At 61.8% G+C, this 20,980-nt stretch carries 18 protein-coding genes; 4 read left to right on the forward strand and 14 right to left on the reverse strand.

Annotation, left to right across the window (positions count from 1 at the left end; all coding sequences use genetic code 11):
* Window positions 1–6 precede the first annotated feature (6 nt).
* On the reverse strand, window positions 7–633 hold the full coding sequence (locus C2U31_RS10345) for an integrase (protein WP_103276332.1): 627 nt from the start codon (window positions 631–633) through the stop codon (window positions 7–9).
* A 315-nt stretch (window positions 634–948) separates the two neighbouring features.
* Here C2U31_RS10345 and mobH point away from each other — a divergent pair, with 315 nt between their 5' ends.
* Entirely contained in the window at window positions 949–2,784 is a 1,836-nt protein-coding gene (gene mobH / locus C2U31_RS10355) for a MobH family relaxase (protein WP_103272767.1), read from the forward strand.
* Window positions 2,785–2,841: 57 nt separating this feature from the next.
* Here the strand turns inward: mobH and C2U31_RS10360 are convergent, their stop codons facing one another.
* Window positions 2,842–3,984: a helix-turn-helix domain-containing protein gene (locus C2U31_RS10360; RefSeq protein WP_158658332.1), complete on the reverse strand. Its 1,143-nt coding sequence runs from the start codon at window positions 3,982–3,984 to the stop codon at window positions 2,842–2,844.
* 114 nt (window positions 3,985–4,098) lie between these two features.
* Between C2U31_RS10360 and C2U31_RS10365 the strand changes: the two genes are divergently transcribed.
* Genes C2U31_RS10365 through mdlD form a run of 3 tightly spaced genes read left to right on the forward strand, consistent with a single transcriptional unit; the run spans window position 4,099 to window position 7,960 of the window.
* Window positions 4,099–5,697, forward strand: a complete 1,599-nt coding sequence (locus tag C2U31_RS10365; RefSeq protein ID WP_103272769.1) for a GMC family oxidoreductase — start codon at window positions 4,099–4,101, stop codon at window positions 5,695–5,697.
* Between the two features lie 43 nt (window positions 5,698–5,740).
* Entirely contained in the window at window positions 5,741–6,628 is an 888-nt protein-coding gene (locus tag C2U31_RS10370; protein ID WP_103272770.1) for a transporter, read from the forward strand.
* 21 nt (window positions 6,629–6,649) lie between these two features.
* Complete coding sequence (mdlD, locus tag C2U31_RS10375; RefSeq protein WP_103272771.1) at window positions 6,650–7,960, forward strand: NAD(P)-dependent benzaldehyde dehydrogenase MdlD; 1,311 nt, start codon at window positions 6,650–6,652, stop codon at window positions 7,958–7,960.
* A 113-nt stretch (window positions 7,961–8,073) separates the two neighbouring features.
* Here the strand turns inward: mdlD and C2U31_RS10380 are convergent, their stop codons facing one another.
* From C2U31_RS10380 to C2U31_RS10435, 12 genes are all read right to left on the reverse strand, one after another.
* Entirely contained in the window at window positions 8,074–9,657 is a 1,584-nt protein-coding gene (locus C2U31_RS10380) for a dynamin family protein (RefSeq protein ID WP_103272772.1), read from the reverse strand.
* Window positions 9,654–10,928 (reverse strand): GTPase, encoded by a 1,275-nt coding sequence (locus tag C2U31_RS10385; protein WP_103272773.1) that lies wholly within the window; start codon window positions 10,926–10,928, stop codon window positions 9,654–9,656. The genes C2U31_RS10380 and C2U31_RS10385 overlap by 4 nt, the downstream gene beginning before the upstream one ends.
* Window positions 10,925–12,106 carry a benzoate/H(+) symporter BenE family transporter gene (locus C2U31_RS10390; protein ID WP_103272774.1) on the reverse strand — a complete coding sequence of 394 codons (1,182 nt, stop codon included), beginning with the start codon at window positions 12,104–12,106 and terminating at the stop codon, window positions 10,925–10,927. The genes C2U31_RS10385 and C2U31_RS10390 overlap by 4 nt, the downstream gene beginning before the upstream one ends.
* A gap of 26 nt (window positions 12,107–12,132) precedes the next feature.
* Window positions 12,133–13,479, reverse strand: a complete 1,347-nt coding sequence (locus C2U31_RS10395) for an MFS transporter (RefSeq protein ID WP_103276333.1) — start codon at window positions 13,477–13,479, stop codon at window positions 12,133–12,135.
* A 96-nt stretch (window positions 13,480–13,575) separates the two neighbouring features.
* On the reverse strand, window positions 13,576–14,706 hold the full coding sequence (locus C2U31_RS10400; RefSeq protein ID WP_103272775.1) for an NAD(P)-dependent alcohol dehydrogenase: 1,131 nt from the start codon (window positions 14,704–14,706) through the stop codon (window positions 13,576–13,578).
* Between the two features lie 13 nt (window positions 14,707–14,719).
* Window positions 14,720–16,138, reverse strand: a complete 1,419-nt coding sequence (locus C2U31_RS10405; RefSeq protein ID WP_369869785.1) for a benzaldehyde dehydrogenase — start codon at window positions 16,136–16,138, stop codon at window positions 14,720–14,722.
* 124 nt (window positions 16,139–16,262) lie between these two features.
* Complete coding sequence (locus C2U31_RS10410) at window positions 16,263–17,243, reverse strand: tripartite tricarboxylate transporter substrate binding protein (protein ID WP_103272777.1); 981 nt, start codon at window positions 17,241–17,243, stop codon at window positions 16,263–16,265.
* Between the two features lie 12 nt (window positions 17,244–17,255).
* The gene (gene catC, locus C2U31_RS10415) at window positions 17,256–17,534 is read right to left on the reverse strand and encodes a muconolactone Delta-isomerase (RefSeq protein ID WP_103272778.1); all 279 of its coding nucleotides are present in this window, start codon (window positions 17,532–17,534) and stop codon (window positions 17,256–17,258) included.
* A 33-nt stretch (window positions 17,535–17,567) separates the two neighbouring features.
* Window positions 17,568–18,380, reverse strand: a complete 813-nt coding sequence (gene pcaD / locus C2U31_RS10420) for a 3-oxoadipate enol-lactonase (RefSeq protein WP_103272779.1) — start codon at window positions 18,378–18,380, stop codon at window positions 17,568–17,570.
* Window positions 18,381–18,390: 10 nt separating this feature from the next.
* A complete protein-coding gene (gene pcaF, locus C2U31_RS10425) occupies window positions 18,391–19,593 on the reverse strand; it encodes a 3-oxoadipyl-CoA thiolase (RefSeq protein WP_199770983.1) in 1,203 nt (400 codons plus the stop codon).
* Complete coding sequence (locus C2U31_RS10430) at window positions 19,593–20,252, reverse strand: 3-oxoacid CoA-transferase subunit B (RefSeq protein ID WP_103272781.1); 660 nt, start codon at window positions 20,250–20,252, stop codon at window positions 19,593–19,595. Before C2U31_RS10430 ends, pcaF begins: the two co-directional genes overlap by 1 nt.
* 18 nt (window positions 20,253–20,270) lie before the next feature.
* The gene (locus C2U31_RS10435; protein ID WP_103272782.1) at window positions 20,271–20,966 is read right to left on the reverse strand and encodes a 3-oxoacid CoA-transferase subunit A; all 696 of its coding nucleotides are present in this window, start codon (window positions 20,964–20,966) and stop codon (window positions 20,271–20,273) included.
* Window positions 20,967–20,980 lie beyond the last annotated feature (14 nt).

Here is a 20,980-nt window from a genome sequence, read left to right on the forward strand (position 1 = left end):
CTCGCTTCAATGCACCTGGACGCCCAGCACGTTGAACACGGCCTCGGCCACGTCATCGATCGTGCCATGCGTCACCGCATCCACCGGCGAGCGACCACCCAGGCCTTCGAGGGGTTCGGACAGCGCGCGGTAGATCGTCCAGTGGTCGATGCCCTCGACCTCCTGGAGCACGGTTTGGGTCAACTGCTGCTTCACCGGGTCGAGCTGCCAGTCGGGCAGCTTCTGGCCGCGCGGCCCCACGTTCAGCGCCAGCAGCCGACGGGCGAGGATGTCCTTGTAGATTTGCTGGCGCGACTTGTCCGCCAGCTTGGCGAACTCGGCAGGCGGCAGGTTGTCCGGCTGGTTGAAGGCTTCCAGCAGCACGGCGCGGCCTCGCTGGACATCGGTTTCATTCGGTGCCCAGCGCGTGTCGGCGCGCAGCGTGGCCGCCTTGCGCTCCAAGGCCTGCGCCACCGTTTCACCTTCCAGGTTGGCGGGCAGCTTCACCGCCTCCACGCGCTCATGGATGAACGCCTGCAACTCGGCCGCGAACGCCGGGGCATCCCGGATTTCGACGGTATCCGCAAATCGGCGCACATCCTCCACCGTGACGCGCGGCAGACGATCGGCAATGAATTCGATGGCAGTGGGCATGGTCATCTCCCAGGTAGGTTTGAGACAGGATTCACTCTAGTCTCCTTTGTCGCGTTTGTCAACTTAGTCGCCCGAGTGGGAGGCTACCTGGCGGTCTAGCGTCCCGGCAGCATAGGTCGGGGCCAGCGCCAGGTCGCCGTCCAATCCATTCGTGCGGGTTCCACATTGACGCTGGAGCCGCAGCCCAAGCCCCGCTATACCGAAACGGTTAAAGGCCAAAGGGTCGAAACGGCAAGGGAATGGGGTGCAAGGGGAAAGGCCCTACCTCGAAAAGGCAAAAAGACCTCCCGCCCGGCCCGCCATCAGGACACCGACATGCTCTCCCTGTTCCAGCGAAAACGGCCCCCGGTCGCTGCCGCGCCGTCGCCAGCCCTCGCCACCGACCTTCCGAAAGGGCTGATGCGGCCGGAGTCGGCCGCATCGCTGCTGGGCACCCCGCGCCGGCAGAAGCTGCTGGAACACATCTGGCAGCGCACCTCACTCTCGCGCAGGCAGTTCGCCACCCTGTACCGCGCGCCACTGGAGCGATACGCCGAGCTGGTCCAGGTCTTCCCGGCCTCCGAAGCGCACCACCACGCATACCCGGGCGGCATGCTCGACCATGGCCTCGAAATCGTCGCCTACAGCCTGAAGCTGCGGCAGTCCCATCTGCTGCCCATCGGCGCCAGTCCCGAAGACCAGGCGGCGCAGGCCGAAGCCTGGACTGCGGCCGTCGCCTATGCCGCGTTGCTCCATGACATCGGCAAGGTGGCGGTCGATCTGCACGTCGAGCTGGCCGACGGCAGCACCTGGCACCCGTGGCACGGCCCCCTGCGTCAGCCGTACCGCTTCCGCTACCGCGACGATCGCGAGTACCGGCTCCACAGCGCCGCGACAGGCTTGCTCTACCGGCAACTGCTCGACCGCGATCTGCTGGACTGGCTCAGTGGCTATCCCTCCCTGTGGGCGCCGCTGCTCTACGTCCTGGCCGGGCAGTACGAGCACGCCGGGGTACTGGGCGAGCTGGTTGTGCAGGCCGACCGCGCCTCCGTCGCCCAGGAGCTGGGCGGCGATCCCGCGCGCGCCATGGCCGCGCCCAAGCACTCGCTCCAGCGCAAGCTGGTCAACGGGCTGCGCTACCTGCTCAAGGAAGAGCTGAAACTGAACCAGCCCGAAGCCTCCGATGGCTGGCTCACGGACGATGCGCTTTGGCTGGTGAGCAAGACCGTTTCCGACAAGCTACGCGCGCATCTGCTGTCTCAGGGCGTCGATGGCATCCCTGCGAACAACACCGCGGTGTTCAATGTGCTCCAGGACCATGGCATGTTGCAGCCGACGGCCGACGGCAAGGCGATCTGGCGCGCGACCGTGACCAGTTCGACCGGCTGGTCCCACTCATTCACCCTGTTGCGGCTGGCACCTGCGCTGATTTGGGAGCCTGGCGAGCGGCCAGCGCCGTTCGGGGGGACGGTGGCGATCGACACGACAGCGGCCGACAAAGATGCCGATGCCTCGGTGCAATCGGTGGCAATCGCGGCAACGCCTCCTGCCGAAGAGCAGCAGTCCGCTCCATGGACGGACGCTGACGGCGCCGCTGCCCCGGTTCACCCGTTCGCTGCCCAGGCCGTGCCCGATGTCATGGAAGACATGCTCGCGATGGTGGGAATGGGTGATTTGCCTGCTACCCGGCAGGATGTAGAAGCCGTCTCGATCGAAGCGCTTGCACCGTCCCTGGCGAAGCCTATGCCTCCATCACCAGGGCCCGCGCCCACGGCCGCGCAACCATCCGGTGAACACTTCATGGCATGGCTGCAACAGCGCGTCGCCTCGCGGCGGCTCATCATTAACGACGCCAAGGCGCTCGTGCATACCGTGGGCGACACCGCGTACCTGGTCAGCCCCGGCGTCTTCCAGCGTTACGCGCAGGAACACCCGCAGGTTGGCACGCTGGCGAAGCTGGAAAACCTGCAGGATTGGCAATGGGTCCAGAAACGTTTCGAGCGGCTGCAACACCATCGCAAGCAGCCCAACGGCTTGAACATCTGGACGTGCGAAGTGACAGGGCCTCGCAAGTCCCGTCAGTTGCACGGCTATCTGCTTCGTGAACCGCATTCCTTATTCAGTGAGATGCCGCCCAATAATCCCTATCTTTCCCTTAAGGGTGGCTCATAGTTCCCAGTTATTCGACTTAATTTGACGGACTAACTGCTGAATACTTGGATTCCAATGTTATTTTTCACTATTTCGACTCAAAACCCTATAAATTGTGGTCCTGGATAAATTCAAAATTTCGGCGGCCTTACTTACATTCCCTCCAGACTTGCGCATGACCTCCAATATGTGGAGATCTGACAACTCTCGGAGTGAGCCGTTCGCGCGCACCGCCGCACTATCGTTCAGAACGGAAGCTGAATGTTCATTACAAGACTTCGTATACAGAACGATTCCGTTCTTCATGTGAGACTTCAGACAGAAATCACCAGCGACAACGAAATCGCCATAAAACAAGTCACTGACGCTGTAACGCTTATGCAGCACGTCGGCCTGATCGAACATCTCTAACGCATTTCTCGTCACAGACAAGACATCTCCAAACTTATTTACCGACACCAAACCTGCCAAGTGCGTATCGATAAAATCTGCGTCATAGTGAATTCTAAAAACACTATTTTCTTTATGTGCGTCAAGGAATAACCTATTTTCAATCTTGATGGCTGCACTCAGCAGTTTCCGCTCAACCAAGCGAGATTTGAACTCCTCGCTACCTGTCACATTGAGAATTCCGACGACCTTTCCCCATCCTCCCCAGATGGGTACAGCACAGCAGAACATGTTAAGAAACTCATCAAGGTAGTGTTCTGCGCCAATTAGAGTGATTGGCTTTTTCTCCTTCAATGCGCAAGACGGCGCTGTCGTACCGGTGTCGCTCTCCAAAATACGTCTACCGACGTGAAGTGCGAATCCACGAGACGCAGGATTGGAGCCGTGCTTTGCACGGATGATGACGCCTTGGGCATTGGTACAGTAAGCCACCCAATTCTCACCGCCGAACGAATCCCAGATTGCCTCGATCTCCTCGCCGACGATGGCCGATAGATCACGATCCTGCTCATTCAAGAGGTGTGGGGAGTAGCCCCTATCCACCAATCGGTGATCGCCCAAGCGCAGGCCGTGAGAGCGGCTTCGCAACCAAGATTGGACCAGCCAACTCGGGATTGCGGAATCGTCGGGTGCATTACCTGCCTCAATCGCTCGCTTGACCGCCATAAGTGAGCTCGCGTAGGGCGCCCCATACTGGTGCACTGCATTCATCATCGCCCCCTTGCGTGCCTGAGTGTTCACTTTTGTAACACGAGGCCAGAAAAAATCCACCAAAACGTGCCTGCATGAATTTTTTCCTGCTACTTATCGGTAAGTGCCCCACCCAAAGCAGGATGCGATATTCATGTCACCGAACACAATAGCGCCATCAAAATAGGAAAAACCATGAATAACAAGAGTTTTGACGTTTTAGTCATTGGCAGTGGTGCCGCCGGCTGCGTGGTTGCTGGATATCTTGCGGAAAATACAGATGCCAGCATTGCCGTTATTGAGGCTGGCTCTAAAGATAAAGATCCCCTCATTCATATACCAGCGGGGTTCGGAAAAATACTAGCCGAGGACAAGCATGTCTGGCCCGATTTCACGGTTCCGCAGCATGGGAGTCAACGTCGCTTCCGCTCTGGGAAGGTGCTAGGTGGCGGCACATCAGTTAATGCGATGTGCTATGTGCGCGGACAGCGCAGAGATTTCGACGGATGGGAAAAAGCTGTCAATGGTGAAGCCGGATGGTCCTATGAAACCATGTGGAAAACCTTCATCGAGCAGGAAACGAACGACACATTTCACAATGAGCATCACGGCATTAGCGGTACGCTCTCAGTTCAACTGCCCAAGGGTATTAACGAACTCAATCAGTATTGTCTAAAAGCGTTTCAGGAGTACGGCCTTCCTTATAACCCTGACTATAACGGCACCAGTCAAATCGGGGTTTCCCCTGTTCAATCGAACATCCAGAACAAACGTCGCTGCAGTGCGGTAGAAGCTCATCTTCGGCGTCATATCGAAAGTGGGCGCGTTACCCTTCTCTGCGACACTACAGTGACTCGTGTATTGATCGAAGGCCAACGAGCTGTCGGCGCTGAAGTGCTGACATCTACCAGCCGATCCGAGATCCACGCCGGCTTAGTCGTGCTCAGTGCTGGCGCGGTACACAGTCCCAAAATTCTGATGCATTCAGGGGTGGGACCAAGCGCGCATCTATCGGATGTTGGCATCAAGGTTAAAGTCGACGCGCCTGGGGTCGGAGAAAACCTCCACGACCACCCCATCATTCCGCTGAGCGCATATGTCAAAGGTGACCTGGGCTATCAGAATGTTGCCCAGGGTTTGGGCACGCTCAAGGCCGGCGTGCGCTATATCCTCACCAAGGACGGCCCCGCCTCGGGCAACGGCATTGAAACCGTTTCGTACTGGGACCCGCTCGACTTCACGGCCGAGCCGACAGTCCAGTGCTACCACGTCCCGATCATTTCCCAAGACGGCCTGAGCCCAACCGGCACACGCTCGGGCATTACCTTCGAGTTGGTTGTCCTTCAGCCCAAGAGCCGCGGATGGATTCGCCTGGCCGATGGGGACCCCACTTCTAGGCCCCTCATCAATCCCAACTTCATCGGGCATGAATACGATCTGAAAGTGGCTGTCGAATCGGTCAAGGCCATGCGAGAAGTCCTGCAGCAGGAATCTCTAGCGCATGTCATCGATGAAGAGGTTTCACCAGGTAGCGCCATCAAATCCGACGAACAGATCGGCGAATGGGTCAGGAAAGTGGCCACCACCATGTGGCACCCAGTAGGGTCTTGCCGCATGGGCAACGATGAACGAGCAGTGGTAGACGCGAGGCTCCGCGTAAAAGGGGTAGATCAATTGCACGTCATCGATGCGTCGATCATGCCTAATATCACCAGTGGCAATACCAATGCTCCCACTCAGGCTCTGGCCCGTCATGCAGCCAAATTATTGGTAGCCGATTACTTCAAACGCTGATCAAGCAACCGATTGCTGGTCTCAAAATGCCAAGGACTAATCGATGAAAAACAATTTCGATAAATTATCTTTTTCGACGCTATTGTTTGCTGGTTTGCTGCCCACTTTTCCCACAACGTGCCTAGCCTTGGATATCGATGGCGGTGATTATACGCCTCTGCCTGATGGCTCCAATATGGCATTGCTTTATTACAACCATGGCTACAGCCATAGCGCTTACTCTCACGGCAACAATGTCGGGGGCGGAAGTCATCTGACCCAAGATATCGGTATTCTGAGGATGATCCATTTTATGGAGGTGGGTGGCTTCATAATGGACCCACAATTCCTTTTGCCCTTCGGTCACGTGAGCGGGAAGCAGGCGGGTGCGGATCTGGGCACTGGCAATGGCGTTGGGGATCTCATCCTCGCCAACACGGTATGGCTCGTGAACAACCCTGTGACCAAGACTTATTTCGGCGTTACGCCAATGATCACCTTACCCACAGGCAGTTACGACAAGGATGATCCACTGAACATAGGCGAGAACCGACACAAATACACCCTGCAATTAGGGTATAGCCAGGAATTGGTAGACCGATTGACGCTGGATGCGGCCTTCGACGGGACGCATTTCGGAGACAACGATCGCTACGGCAGCGGCAAAGCCACGTTATCCCAGCGCACGCTGTACCAAGGTCAGGTGATCTTCCGTTACAACCTCACTGCCAACCTCGACATCCGTACTTCCTACTCCCGTCAGTGGGGCGGTGAGCAGTTCGTTGATGGCGTGAGTCAGGGCCGACCCAACGAAAGCAAGTACACCATCGGCACGGCTTACATGCTACCCAGCAAAACCCAGCTCATCCTTGGCTGGGGCCGTGATACCAGCATCGATAACGGTTTCAAGACTTCAAGCCAGATTAATTTCAGGATCGCGCAAGTCTTTTGAAGTAATAGAGAGTAGAACCCAATGATCTATACAAACCCCGAAGATATCGAAGCCATCTTTGTTCGACAGAAGAAATTCTTCGCCTCGCGTCAAACGCTGGATATTGAGTTCCGCAAAACCAGCCTCTTACGTCTGAAGCAAGCCTTGCTAGCCAACAAGGAACTCCTATACGGCGCACTGATGGCGGACCTGGGAAAAACTCGCGAGGCGGTCGACTTGGCCGAGATTGGTGAGGTTGTCAATGAGATCGACTTTGCCTTGGAGCACCTAGACGAGTGGGTAGAACCGGAAGAAGTCCCCACTGTCGATATCATCGCGCCCTCGAAATGTTATGTGACGCAGGAACCTTTTGGCGTCGCTTACATCATCGGTCCATTCAACTATCCGGTGAATCTGACGCTCACGCCGCTGGTTGGTGCCATCATAGGCGGTAATACCTGCATTCTCAAACCGTCGGAAACCACGCCGGAAACCTCCGCAGTACTTGAGAAGATCATTGTCGAAACTTTCCCGAGGGAGTATATCGCCGTCGTACAAGGCGGTCGGGACGAGAACTCGTACCTACTTAGTCTGCCTTTCGACTTCATTTTCTTCACTGGTAGCCCCAGCGTGGGCAAGGTAGTCATGCGCGCTGCTGCTGAACACCTGACGCCCGTCGTACTCGAACTCGGAGGCAAATGTCCGCTGATCGTATTACCCGATGCAGACCTCGATCAGGTAGTTGCGCAAGTGCTTTTTGGAAAATTCATTAATAGCGGACAGACCTGTATCGCCCCCGACTACCTGTACGTCCATGAAGAAGTGAAGACAGCTCTTCTGGAAAAATTAATTCAGCAAATTAAGGAAAATCTCCCGAACGTGGACTCCACAGGAAAACTCGTGACGCAGCGCCAAGTGTCACGACTCAAAGATTTGCTGGACAAAAGCCGAGGCCAGGCCCTTGTGGGGGGCCACTTCGACGTCGAAAAACGTGCCTTCAGCGCCACGGTCGTCGACGGAGTTGCATGGGACGATGCACTGATGTCAGAGGAATTGTTCGGCCCAATCCTGCCGGTATTGACCTTCGAACGGGTTGACCAGGCGGTCAATCTGGTTAACCTGCATCATCCCAAGCCATTGGCAGTCTATGTGTTTACACGCCAAACCGAAAATGCAAAACCCATTATTTCATGCATCCAGTCTGGCGACGCCCAAGTCAATGGCGTCATGCTGCACGCATTCTCACCCTATTTGCCGTTCGGTGGCATCGGGGCTTCGGGTATGGGTGAATACCACGGCCACTATAGTTTTCTGGCGTTCACACATAGGAAGTCCATCCGAATCGCGCCGTAGTTTTAGTTTTATGCAAAGCTAGTCCAAAAGTCGTTGCTTTGTCCGAGGGATGGCGCCAAGTGCCCTCGGACAAAGTTGTCTAGTCGCCACAGTGTAGGCGATGTTTGCCAGTTTTATACACGCAGGGCCTCTTGAATCCCGTGCAGTTTTTGCCCGCTGGACTCCAACAACTCCTGCATGCGTCGGGCACTCTCCTCCAGCCTCCGCAGCGCCGCACTACACGGATGCACAGCGCCAGCCGCCATGTCCATCAGACGGGTACGAACCGCGCGCTCCAGCGCGTTGTACAGCCCCTCGTGATCCAGATCCTCCATGGCGACTGTCTGCCGGATCGCCTCGTCTGTCTTGCCTGCATAGGAAGCTTGGTTTGCGACGGAAAGAGGTTCCCCGCCGATGCATTCAGCAGGCGTAATGCTTGGAGACGTTGGGACAGACAGCACGTAGTCGGATAGTTGTTCATTGACCTGCCGCACAAACGCGGCTTCAAGCCGAGCAGTCACCTCGTCGCACACTTTCTGAATCTCGCCCATACTGGCATGGCGTTCCAGCAATGCTGGTAGCTCTGGAATGATCTCACGCCAGGCTGACTGCACCATGCGCGCCTGGCGCCGTGCAAGCTTTGCATCCTCCGCCTTCACCGCCTGCCCCAGGTCTTCCAGGGCGGGCACGGTTTCGGCATTCAGTTCGCCCAGCACATGCTCCTGTAGATGGTGCAGCAGCACCTCGGCCGGCTTGCGCTGCTTGTAGGCAAGCGCCGGCCCAGTGATGTCCAGCAGCGCACCATAGAGCCTCTCAAAGCCTGCGTCGGCCATGGCTGCATCCGTTTCCTCCTGCTCGCGTGCTACATGCACCGACACGGACACCGGGGCTCTCAGCAGTTGCGGTGCCACTCCCAGAGACAACAGCTTCTCCTTCGCCCGCTCGTACACATCCGCTTCTTGCAATGCACGGTTGGCCCCCGTCTTGTTGCGCAGACACTTGACGATGGCACCATCGACTTCGTCCTCCTCGATGAAGTCGCTGCGCGTCACGACGGGCAACAGGGGTTTGCTGCGGCGCAGTTCGCGCGCCAGCTCGTCGAGTTCCTGTACCTGGCCAGGCGATGTCGAACTGGACAACCACAGGACGCCATCGGCGCTGTCCAGAAAGCGCTGCGTCAGCGCCGCATTTTTATCGGTGCCGGAGTGCAGGCCGGGGGTGTCCAGCAGCACCAGCTTCTCCCCCAGGCACACGCCCTGGAGCCGCGCCGTGGTCTCAACGGCTCCCTCGCGAAAGCGCTGCGCGGTCTCCACGATCTGCCCGGCTTCCAGGTGGAAGTACCGCACGCTGCGCCCCTGCCGCTGAAATCGCTCGGCCAGGAAATTGCACAGCGAACTCTTGCCGGCGTTGAACTTGCCAAAGACCAGCAGCATGGCCTTTTCGTCGAACGTCTGCGCCAGCGCTTGAGCGGGCCGCAGCCTCTCCCATTGGTCGGCCCAACGGCGCTCGCTCGCCTTCACATTCGCGTTGATGGCTTGCACCTGGCGTGCCAGGGCACCGTCGGGTTGCAGGCCATCCTGCTTCAGCGAACCATCGTGCAAGGCTTGCACCAGCCCGGAAAGCCAATCATGCATCTGCTGCAAAGCAGGTTGCAGATTGCGCTCGCCGATGCCGAACGCATCCGCTGCATCCATGAATCGCTGCTCGGCAGTACTCATACTGCCTCCAGCGTGGCCAACGCTTGCAGCGCCTTATCGGCCGCAACCCGTTCCGCCTCGCACTGGGCGATCTGAGATGCCAATGCCTGCCGATCGTCCGACAACTCGAAATAGCGGGCGAAATCGCGGCCCAATCTGTCGCGTCCCTCCGGTTCGCAGAAGATTTTTCGCAGATCCTCGCGGTATTTGACCGACACCCCCATCACCGCGACCATGACCGTGTCCAGGCTGGTGACCGAGGTCTGCTGCGCCTGCGGCAGCCCCACCACACCGTGCTTGACCAGGTGGGCATTGATGGCAATGCAGGCGCGTGAATAGGCGATCTGGATGCGCGCACGCTCCTGCTTGCCGGCCGTGAGCTTGAATGCGTTCTCGAAGGAGTCGGGCACCAGCGCCTGGTCGGGACCGCTGACCTCCAACACGGGCTGCAGGTCGATCTGCACCTTGTCGAGCACCTCGATCAACCCTTGTTCGAACGCTTGACGCTGCTGGTGCTGGGTGTCTTGCAGCGATTGCAGGCGCGACTGCGCATCGGACTTTGCCGATTGCAACTCGCCCCGGATTTCACCGAGAAGCAGTGCTGTCTCGTGCACCCTTGCCGCCGGCACTTCGGCGATTGCCTCATGCAGCACCGCTTGAAGAGCGGGAATCCCGCTTTTCTCGATCAGCAGCTTCTTGCCTCCCTCCACGCCTTGACGGTGGCGTGTGGAGGAAACCTGGTGCAGCGGCAATTCCGGTGCCTGCGCGTGGATGGCTGTCACAACCTTGTCCAGATGTGCGTCGTCGGCCATCTGATCCACCTGGGTCAGCACGAACAGCGCCCGTCGCCGCGTGCGTTGCTGATCCGCGTCGAGGGCATGCAGCAGCGTGCGTTCCGCAGCATCGAGTTCGCCTTCCTTGGCCGCATGGACGAACAGGCGAATGTCGGCCTGAAGCCAGGCGGCGTGGTACGCATGACCGTCATCGGCCAATCCGACATCGGCATCCAGGCCTGGCGCATCCAACCAGCGCACGTCCGGCTGGACGTGCTCGGCCAATGCCACAGTCTCTCGCTTGTCCGCCACGGCAAAGGCATCGCTTCCCAGGAGTTCGTTGAGCAAGCGGCTTTTGCCGTGGTTGTACTTGCCCATCACCGTTACCGTGGCCTGCGGTCGCTGCTGGACCAGCACGCGCAAACGCGCCAAGTCCTGTGATCGTGCGGGAAGAACTGCCAGCACATCACGCTCGGCAATATCAAAAGTCTCCGTATCCATCGTTGCCACCTTCGTCATTGTTCTTTCCTTTTCGCACCCTGTGGTTGAGCGAACAGCCAATACGAGGCCATGCCGAACACCACGCCCCAGAAAGCCGCACCGAGGCCGAACAGCGTCATTCCCGAGGCTGTTGCCAAAAACGTGATGACCGATGGCTCCACATAGGCGTCCTCGCTCACGAGAATGCGGATGTTGGAGACGATCGCACCGATCAGCGCCAAGCCCGCCAATGCTGCGATCAGCGCCGACGGGAATGCGGTGAACACCTGCACGATCGTCCCCGCGAAGGCGCCGCCGACGAGGTAGAACACCCCGTTGGCAATGCCCGCGATATAGCGTTTTCCAGGGTCCGCGTGCGCGTCCCGACCAGTGCACAGCGCGGCGGTAATGGCGGCCAGGACGATGGTGATGCCGCCAAAGCACGCCGTCAGCAGCGATGCCAGACCCGTACCTGCCACCACGGCGCGGGACGGCACGCGATAGCCGGCAAGCTGCAGCACGGCCATGCCGGGCAGGTACTGCCCGGTCAGGCTTACCAGCACCAGCGGCACGGTGAAGCTCAGGAACACACCGATATTGAATTGCGGGACAACGAACACCGGCCTTGCCAGCTCCAGTCCGAGCGCCTGCAGATGGGTCGTGCCCATGGCGAATGCGACGGCAAAGCCGGTCAGTGCCACGATGACGATGGCGTAGCGTGGCCACAGCCGCTTGCTGATCAGGTACGCCGCCAGCATGGCGAAGACGACGACAGGCATGTCCACGCTGGCGCGGAAGGCTTGCACGCCGAACTGGAACAGGATGCCTGCCATCATTCCCGCCGCAATGCCCTTGGGGATGAACGCAACGATCTTTTCGAAGTACCCCGTGACGCCAATCGCGATGACGATGGCCGCGGCCGTGAGATAGGCGCCCACCACTTCCGGCATCGAGATGTCGGGAAACAGGCTGAGCAGCAAGGCGGTTCCGGGAGCGGACCACGCCGTGATGACAGGCAGCTTGAGCCACCAGCTCAACAGCAGGCCACTGACGCCCGCTCCGATCGAGATGGCCCAGATCCAGGACGTCAGTTCCGCATTCGAGATGTGACCCGCTTGTGCCGCCTGGATGAAGATGACCAGCGGCCCCGCGTAGGAAATCAGAACCGCCAGAAATCCGGCTACCCAGGCGGTGAGAGAACCATGCTTGAACTCCATGAATGGTGCCGACCGAGAACAGGCGTTCAGTGAGACGCCAAAGGCCGGGCTCCTCCCTCTGCTGGTTTGAGCTTGAGGCTCAGGACGGCAAGCCCCGCAACGGTCAAGGGCACGGCCAAGGCGATGAAAAAGCCCTGCGGACCGCCCCAGGCCAGGAAGCTGCCACCGATGGCGGAGCCCACGATGGCGCCCGCACGCCCCATTCCGATGGACCACCCAGCGGCCGTCGCGCGCAACGCAGTGGGATAGGCGCCCACGATGAGGTAGTTCAGGGCAATCTGCTGCCCGCCGACGCCGAAGCCCGCCGTACCCACCAGCACGAACACCAGCGTCCAGTTCTGGCCGGCAAAGCCCAATCCCAGCGCCACGACGATGCCGACCGCGAACATCGCGGCCAACAGGCGGCGCGTATCGACACGCGGCAACAGCAATGACAGCGGTATCGCGCAGATGATGAACACCGCGTTGACGATCACCGTTCCCAGCGGCGCGTCCTCTGCGGGCAAACCTGCTGCCCTGAGCACGGTGGGAAGCCACGACAGCAGCATGAACCACGCCACCCAGTTCAGCAGGTAGACGGCCCAGATCGCGACGGTCTTGCCCGCATTGCCATCGGCAAACAGGGCACGAACGCTCGCGCGCGCGACCGCGGACTCCGGCACCGTGAAATGCGCTTCGGGTGGCAAAGTGCGGGTCACGATCTTGGACAGCACCTTGGAGATATACCGCTGCCCCTGGGCATCGCCGCGCGTGGCCCGGTAGTACAGCGATTCAGGCAGCACAAGCGCGATCAGCACCAGCATCGCAAGCGGCACGGCACCGCCAACGATGAAGATTCCTTCCCATCCGATCAGGGGCAGCATGCGCGCAGCCAGCAAGCCGCCCAGCATCGCACCGGCAGGCAAGCCCAGCAGCACGCCGGTCATGATCGCGCCCCGCAGCCGGGCGGGCCCGTATTCGGCCGCCAGCGCAAGCAATACCGGCGTGCATCCGCCCATGCCCAGGCCTGCGATGAAGCGCAGCACCAGGATTTGCCGGGTGTCGGCGGCCCAGGCCGTCGCCAGTGTGGCTGCGCCGAAGATTGCCAGGCTCAGCATGATGGTCGGCCTGCGCCCGATCCGGTCCCCGACCATGCCCAATGTCATCGCCCCGATCGTCATCCCGACGATCCCGGCCGTGAGGATCGGGGCCAGTGAGCCAGCCGGCAGACCGAAGGCCGAGAGGATGGCCGGGCCGGTGAACGCGATGGCCTGCGTGTCAAAGCCATCGAACAAGGCGATGGCGAAGCAGAGAATCAATACCCGCCACTGGAATGCACCCAGCCGTTCGTTGTCGATCAATGTTGGAATCGACCATTGAGAATCAGAAGTCATCGTTGTGCCCATGGCGTGCGGCGCAGGGGAACCTGGCCGCCGCCATGCCTGTGCGAATGAAACAAGCCGATACGCCGGCGTTGGCTGCGCTCCCGGTCAGGCGTCGGCGATGCGCAGAATGGGCTTGAGCGTGATGCCCTTGGTGCTGTCTTCGGCGGCCTGGTTGATCTGCTCCAGCGGATAGAACTTCACCAGACGGTCGAATGGGAAGCGGCCCTGCTGGTAGAGCTTGACCAGTTGCGGGATGAAGACCTGGGGAACGCTGTCGCCCTCGACGATGCCGCGGATGCTGCGACCGCCCAGCAGCAGGCTGTTGATGTCGAAGCTGGCCCGGGTGCCCAGTTTGGGCGCGCCGACGATGCCCATGGTTCCCAGCCCGCCCAGCGCATCGATGCCGGCTTCGAGCACTTCCGGCCGCCCGGTGGATTCGAGCGCGAAATCGGCACCCCCATTGGTGATTTCGCGCACGGCCTCGATGACATCGACCTCTTTGCTGTTCACCGTGTGGGTGGCGCCCAGTTCCTTTGCCAGTTCCAGCCGTGACGGCACGACGTCGATCGCGATGATGGTGGTCGCACCGGCCACGCGCGCCGCCATGACCGCGCTCAGGCCGACCGCCCCGGCGCCATAAGCGGCGAAGCTGCTGCCCGCGCGCACCTTGAGCGAATTGATCACGGCGCCCGCGCCGGTCTGGATGCCGCAGCCCAAGGGACCAAGCAGTTCCAGTGGCGCATCGGCCGGAACCTGGATCGCATTGTTTTCGCTCGCCAATGCGTACGTGGCGAACGAGGATTGCGCAAAAAAGTGATCGTGGAGCGGCTCTCCATCAGCGGTTTGCAGCGCTGTATGGCCGTGAGCATCGCAACCGCCGAAGTTGAGCGGATAGAAGTCCTTGCAATAGGCTTCGTGGCCACTGGCGCACGGGTCGCAATGGCCGCAGGCACCATAGGTCAGTACGACGTGGTCGCCGACCTTCAGGTTCTTGACGTTGGGGCCAACTTCCTCGACGACACCCGCGCCCTCGTGGCCCAGCACTGCGGGAAGGGGCACCGGATAGTACTGATCGCGCACGATCAGGTCGGTGTGGCACAGGCCGGTGGCCACCACGCGCACCAGCACCTCGTCTTTCCGCGGGGCACGGATGCGTGCCGGCTCGATAGTGAAAGGCTGCTGCGGGGCGCGCACCACGGCCGCCGTGATGCTGCGCAATTCTGTCTTTGCATTCATGGTGTCTTCCTCCTCAAAACGGGTAGGCGGGTGCCTGTCCCTTGACCGTGAGCCACTGCCACTGGGTGAACTCCTCCCAGTTGGCCGCGCCGCCGATGCTGCTACCGTTGCCGGAGGCGCCGACGCCACCGAACGGATTGACCACCTCGTCGTTGACGGTCTGGTCGTTGATGTGCAGCAAGCCGGTGCGCAAGGATTCGCCCAGCTTGAGCGCGCGCCCGACGTCGCGCGAAAGCACTGCCATCGACAGCCCATACTCGGTGTCGTTGGCCAGCCGGATTGCGTCCTCGTCGCTGTCGAACGGGATCACCACCGCGACGGGGCCGAAGATCTCCTCGTGGAAGGCGGGGTTGTCCGGCGTCACGCCGCTGAGCACCGTCGGTGCGAGGAACAGCCCTTCATGCGTGCCGCCGGTTTCCACCACGGCGCCCGCCTGGGTGGCCGCGTCGATGATGCGCAGGGCGTTGTCGCGCTGGACGGCATTGATCAGCGGGCCGATGTGCACGTCGCCCTGGACGGGGTCGCCCACCTTGAGACTGCCGGCCTTGGCGATGAGCTTCTGCACGAAGCTCTCGTAGATGCCGCGCTGCACCAGCACCCGCCCGGCGGACATGCAGATCTGCCCTTGATGTAGATAGACGCCCCAGGCGGTGTTGGCGATGGCCAGGTCCAAATCGGCGTCGTCGAGCACGATCAGCGAGTTCTTGCCGCCCAGTTCCAGCGAGACCTTCTTGAGGTGGCGACTGGCTGCCTCGCCGACCTTGCGCCCGGCGGCGGTTGAGCCGGTGAACTGGATCATGGCAATGCTCGGGTCGCTGGTCATCGCCGCACCGGCCGCGCCATCGCCCGGCAGCACCTGCAGCACCCCAGCGGGCAACCCGGCGAGTTCGAACAGGCGCGCGATCACCATACCGCCACACACGGCCGTGCGGGGGTCGGGCTTGAGGATGACGGCATTGCCCAGCGCCAGCGCGGGCGCCACCGCGCGCATGGCCAGGTACAGCGGGAAATTGAACGGTGGAATCACGCCCACCACCCCGAGCGGACGGCGACGCGCCAGGCTCAACCGCCCCGGCTCGGAGGGCAAGACCTCACCGGCGCTGCGCGAGGGCAGGCCCGAGGCCTCGTGCAGCGCCTTGATCGTCACGGCGACTTCAAAGCCGGCCTTCATCTGAATGGAACCGCTCTCGCGCACCACCCAGCCGGCGATCTCGTCCGCGTGCTCTTCGGCAAGCCGTGCCGCCTTGCGAAGAACCTGAGCCCGTTCATCGTAGGGCAGTGCCGCCCAGGTCCTCTGCGCCTGCGCGGCCTCGGCGGCCTGGCTGGCGATCAGCGCCGGGTCGGCCAGCGCAACGCGGCCCAACTCGGTGCCGGTGGCCGGTTCCAGCACGGCGGCCGTCGTGGCGCCTTCTCGCCACCGGCCGGCAAACAGGCGGCTACTCCAGAGTTCGGCGGGCAGGAATGTCTGTGACTGACTCACGGCTATCTCCTTTCAATCGGGTGCTCGGGTATGCGAGCAGTGCGGGTTCGGACGACCTTGCGGGTGAAACAGGGCTTCAATCCATGCGGATGCCGCGCTCCTTGATGAGCTGGCCCCAGCGATCCATTTCCTTGTGCAGATGCGTTGCCAGCTCCTGCGGTGTGCTGCCTATGGGTTCGGCCCCCACACCTTCGAGCTTCTTCAGTGTCTCGGGCTGCCTCATGGCGTCGTTGAGCACCTTGTTCAGCTTTGCGACCACATCGGCCGGCGTCCCCGCTGGCGCGAACACCGCGAACCAAGGCGAGACCTCATAGCCAGGCACACCGGCCTCGGCAATGGTCGGCACATCGGGCAGTGCAGACGAACGTCTGGCCGTGGTCACGCCCAAGGGGCGCAACTTGCCCGACTGGATGTGCGGTCGCGCCGATGTGATGCTGTCGAACATCAGGTCCACCTGACCGCCGAGCATGTCGGTCATCGCCGGACCACTGCCCTTGTAAGGCACATGCACGATGTCCAGTCCGGCCAGGGACGCGAATACTTCGCCCGCCAGATGGATCGACGTGCCATTGCCCGCCGACGCATAGGTCAGCTTGCCCGGCTCGCGTCTGGCATGGTCGACCACGTCCTTGTCGGATTTGTCGGGGGTCCTGGCCGCATTGACTACCAGTACATTCGGCACCACGGCCAACAGGCTGATGGGGGCGAAGTCCTTGACCGGGTCGTAGCTCAGCTTGGCGTACAACGCCTTGTTGGTCGCCATGCCGATGGAGGTGATCATGATCGTGTGGCCATCAGCAGGTTGCTTGGCCACATAGTCCGCGCCGATGTTGCCGCCCGCGCCGGGCCGGTTCTCGATCACGAAGGGTTGGCCCAGTTCGCGCGCCGCCCGGTCTCCCAGGGTGCGCGCGATCACGTCCATGGCACCACCCGGTGGAAAGGGAACCACCCACCTGACGGGTTTGACGGGCCAAGGGGCCGCCGGTTGGGCCATCGCCGCAGCAGGCAACGCCAGGGCCGCGGCCAGCAGAGCAAGCGTTCGCCGGTTCAGAAACATCCCGCGTCCACTTCACTTGATGGAGGATGGGTGCTTGGCCAGCGGCGTCACCGAAATCTTCATGAACGGGAACAGCGGCAGCTTGCTGAGCGTATCGTGCAGTTCGTCGTTGCTCTCCACATCGAACACGCTGTAGTTGGCGTACTCGCCCACCACGCGCCACAGGTGGGGCCACTTGCCAGAGCGCTGCAGCTCTTGCGAGTAAGCCTTTTCCTCGGCCTTGATGCGAGCGGCTTCTTCGGCCGGCACGGTGGACGGGATGTCGACGATCATGTGAACCAGGTAAAGCATGGGATTTCCTTTCTGTATGAAGTACTCGTGGAATCAGGCCGCCGCGGTGCCGGAGATGAAATCCAGCACCGCCTGGTTGAACGCCTGAGGCGCTTCCAGATTCGAGAGGTGGGAGGCCTGCACCACCGCCACGCGCGCGCCAGGAATGCTGGCTTGCATGGCCTGGGCGTCGGCCACCGTCGTCACCGGATCGGAGGCGCCTGCCAGCAGCAGCGTGGGCACGGCAATGTGGCCGATATCGGCCCGCAGGTCCGACGTCGCCAACGCCTCGCAGCACGCCGCATAACCTTCGGGATCGATGCCGGCGATCCCCTCCTGCGCGCGCTGCACGGTCGCGGGCTGAGCCTGGATGAAGCCGTCGGTGAACCAGCGGCCCGGTGCGGAATCGGCCAGCGTCCGCATGCCAACCGTGCCGCCGCTGCGCACCATGGAAGCGCGCTTGCGCCAGGCCGCTTCGGCGCCGATCTTCGCGGCGCTGTTGCAGACCGCGATGGCGCTCAGGCGCGGGCCGGCATGAATGCCCAGCCACAGTCCGGTATGGCCGCCCATCGATATGCCGCAGAACGCGGCCCGCTCGATGCGCAGCGCATCCAGCACGGCCAGCACGTCCTGGCCCAGTTCATCGAAGCTGTAGGGGCCGGCCGTGACCGGGCTGCCGCCGTGGCCGCGGGTGTCGTATCGGATCAGACGGTAGCCAGCGGAGAACGCCGCGACCTGCGGCTCCCACATCTCCAACGTCGTGCCCAGGGAGTTGCTCAGAATCAGCGCCGGGGCGGCTTCATCGCCATCGACGGCCACTCTGAATTCACCGCGGGGGGTTTTCAACTGAAAGGCTTTATTGCTCACGGTACTTTCCTCAAACGCGCTCGATGACCAGGGCAATGCCCTGGCCCACGCCAATGCACATGGTGCACAGCGCATAACGGCCGCCGCTGCGGTGCAGTTGGCTGATGGCCGTCGTGACCAGGCGCGCGCCGCTGGCACCCAGCGGATGCCCCAATGCAATTGCGCCACCGTTGGGATTGACCCGCGGATCGTCGTCGGGCAAGCCCAATTGGCGCAGCACGGCCAGCCCCTGGGACGCAAACGCCTCGTTCAGCTCGATCACTTCCATCTGCTCCAGCCGCAAGCCGGTCTGCTCCAGCACCTTGCGCGTGGCAGGCGCGGGGCCGATGCCCATGACGCGAGGGGGAACCCCTGCGGTCGCCATGCCGAGCACGCGGGCCTTCGGGGTCAAATGGTGGCGGGCGGCCTGAGATTCGCTGGCCAGCAGCAGAGCGCAGGCGCCGTCATTGACGCCACTGGCGTTGCCGGCTGTGACCGAGCCATCGGGCCTGACCACCGGCTTGAGCTTCGCGAGCGCCTCCAGCGTGGTCTCGCGCGGATGCTCGTCCACGGCGACCTGCAGCGCGTCGCCCTTGCGCTGAGGCACGGCGACCGGAACGATTTCGGCAGCGAAGAAGCCTGCCTTCTGCGCCGCGGCGGCCTTGGCCTGGCTGCGCAGGGCGAAGCGATCCTGGTCTTCGCGGGAAATCGCGAAGTCCACCGCGACGTTTTCCGCGGTCTCCGGCATGGAGTCCACGCCATGCAAGGCCTTCATGACCGGGTTGATGAAGCGCCACCCGATGGTGGTGTCCTGGATCGAGTTGGCGCGGGAAAACGCGGATTCGGCCTTGGGCAGGACGAACGGCGCGCGGCTCATGCTTTCAACGCCACCGGCGATCATCAGGCCTGTCTCGCCTGACTTGATGGCACGCGCCGCGGTGCCGATGGCATCCAGCCCGGAGCCGCACAGTCGGTTGATGGTGGCGCCTGGCACCTCCAGCGGCAGGCCCGCCAGCAGCGCTGCCATGCGCGCCACGTTGCGGTTGTCCTCGCCCGCCTGGTTGGCGCAGCCGAAGATGACGTCATCCACGGAACCCCAGTCTGCCCCGGGATTGCGCTGCACCAGCGCCCGCAGCACCACCGCCCCCAGATCATCGGGGCGAATGGAAGACAGGCTTCCGCCATAGCGGCCGAACGGTGTGCGGATGGCATCGCAGATGAATACCGTAGACATCACTCAGCCCCCTTTGCGGCCGCGATCGGCAGTCCGACGATGCCTTCCAGCGTCTCCCGGCTGAGACCGGGCACGGCGTCGATCAGTTGCAGGCCATCCGCCGTGCAGGCAAAGGTCGCGAGGTCCGTATAGACGCGCTTGACGCAGGCCAGCCCGGTGAGCGGGTAGCTGCACTGCTGCACCAGCTTGCTTTCGCCCTTTTTGGTCAGCAGATCCATCATGACCCAGGTCTGCTTGGCGCCGATGGCCAGATCCATCGCGCCGCCCACGGCGGGGATGGACCCGGATTCGCCCGTGCTCCAGTTCGCCAGATCGCCCGTGGCGGAAACCTGGAACGCGCCCAACACGCAGATGTCCAAGTGGCCGCCGCGCATCATCGCGAAGCTGTCCGAGTGGTGGAAGAATGCGCCACCGGGCAACAGCGTCACCGGCTGCTTGCCCGCGTTGATGAGGTCGTAGTCCTCGTGACCGGCTTCAGGCGCCGGCCCCATGCCGAGGATGCCGTTTTCGCTGTGCAGCACCACCTCCACGCCTTCGGGCAAATGGTTGGCCACGAGCGTGGGCATGCCGATGCCCAGATTCACATAGGCGCCATCGTGAATGTCCTGCGCGATCCGCTGCGCCAGTTCGTCCTTGGTGCGTCGTTGATAGCTTGTCATGCCATGGTCCTTTCTGGGTCAGGCCTTGAAGCCGCCGGCTTCGGTCTTCACGCGCGGCACCTGCACCACGCGCTGCACATGGATGCCAGGCGTGACGATGGTCTCGGGGTCCAGTTGGCCCAGGTCCACCAGCTCGAAGACGCTTGCGATGGTGGTCCGTGCGGCCGTGGCCATCACGGGGCCGAAGTTGCGCGCGGCCTTGCGGTACGTCAGGTTGCCCCAGCGGTCGCCGCGCTCGGCCTTGATCAAGGCCACGTCGCCGTGGATGGGCTGCTCGAAGACATACCAGCGGCCATTGATCTGACGGGTCTCCTTGCCCTTGGCCAGCTCGGTGCCGTAGCCGGTCGGGCAGAAGAAACCGCCGATGCCGGCCCCGGCCGCCCTCAGGCGCTCGGCCAGGTTGCCCTGCGGCACCAGCTCCAGTTCGATCTTGCCGGCGCGGTACAGCTCGTCGAAGACCCATGAATCGGCCTGTCGCGGGAAGCTGCAGATGATCTTGCGTACTCGCCCCGTCTTGAGCAGCGCCGCCAGGCCATGGTCTCCATTGCCGGCGTTGTTGTTGACGATGGTCAGGTCTTTGGCGCCTTGCTCGATCAGGCCGTCGATCAGTTCGCCCGGAATGCCGGCAGTGCCAAACCCGCCCACCAAAACCGTGGCGCCGTCCTGCACGTCGTGCAGCGCCTGGGCCACGCTGCGAATACGCTTATCAATCATGGGCTTCCTCTTTC

It is taken from the genome of Achromobacter sp. AONIH1, assembly GCF_002902905.1.
Lineage (GTDB): Bacteria > Pseudomonadota > Gammaproteobacteria > Burkholderiales > Burkholderiaceae_B > Achromobacter.

Bases quoted from the DNA above. Each gene is read 5' to 3' on its own strand.
- C2U31_RS10345 (WP_103276332.1), bottom strand. From the start codon at position 633: ATGCCCACTGCCATCGAATTCATTGCCGATCGTCTGCCGCGCGTCACG.
- C2U31_RS10380 (WP_103272772.1), bottom strand. From the start codon at position 9,657: ATGAGTACTGCCGAGCAGCGATTCATGGATGCAGCGGATGCGTTCGGC.
- C2U31_RS10430 (WP_103272781.1), bottom strand. From the start codon at position 20,252: ATGACAAGCTATCAACGACGCACCAAGGACGAACTGGCGCAGCGGATC.
- C2U31_RS10370 (WP_103272770.1), top strand. From the start codon at position 5,741: ATGAAAAACAATTTCGATAAATTATCTTTTTCGACGCTATTGTTTGCT.
- C2U31_RS10390 (WP_103272774.1), bottom strand. From the start codon at position 12,106: ATGGAGTTCAAGCATGGTTCTCTCACCGCCTGGGTAGCCGGATTTCTG.
- pcaF (WP_199770983.1), bottom strand. From the start codon at position 19,593: ATGTCTACGGTATTCATCTGCGATGCCATCCGCACACCGTTCGGCCGC.
- C2U31_RS10395 (WP_103276333.1), bottom strand. From the start codon at position 13,479: ATGACTTCTGATTCTCAATGGTCGATTCCAACATTGATCGACAACGAA.
- C2U31_RS10435 (WP_103272782.1), bottom strand. From the start codon at position 20,966: ATGATTGATAAGCGTATTCGCAGCGTGGCCCAGGCGCTGCACGACGTG.
- C2U31_RS10385 (WP_103272773.1), bottom strand. From the start codon at position 10,928: ATGACGAAGGTGGCAACGATGGATACGGAGACTTTTGATATTGCCGAG.
- C2U31_RS10365 (WP_103272769.1), top strand. From the start codon at position 4,099: ATGAATAACAAGAGTTTTGACGTTTTAGTCATTGGCAGTGGTGCCGCC.
- catC (WP_103272778.1), bottom strand. From the start codon at position 17,534: ATGCTTTACCTGGTTCACATGATCGTCGACATCCCGTCCACCGTGCCG.
- mdlD (WP_103272771.1), top strand. From the start codon at position 6,650: ATGATCTATACAAACCCCGAAGATATCGAAGCCATCTTTGTTCGACAG.
- mobH (WP_103272767.1), top strand. From the start codon at position 949: ATGCTCTCCCTGTTCCAGCGAAAACGGCCCCCGGTCGCTGCCGCGCCG.
- C2U31_RS10410 (WP_103272777.1), bottom strand. From the start codon at position 17,243: ATGTTTCTGAACCGGCGAACGCTTGCTCTGCTGGCCGCGGCCCTGGCG.
- C2U31_RS10400 (WP_103272775.1), bottom strand. From the start codon at position 14,706: ATGAATGCAAAGACAGAATTGCGCAGCATCACGGCGGCCGTGGTGCGC.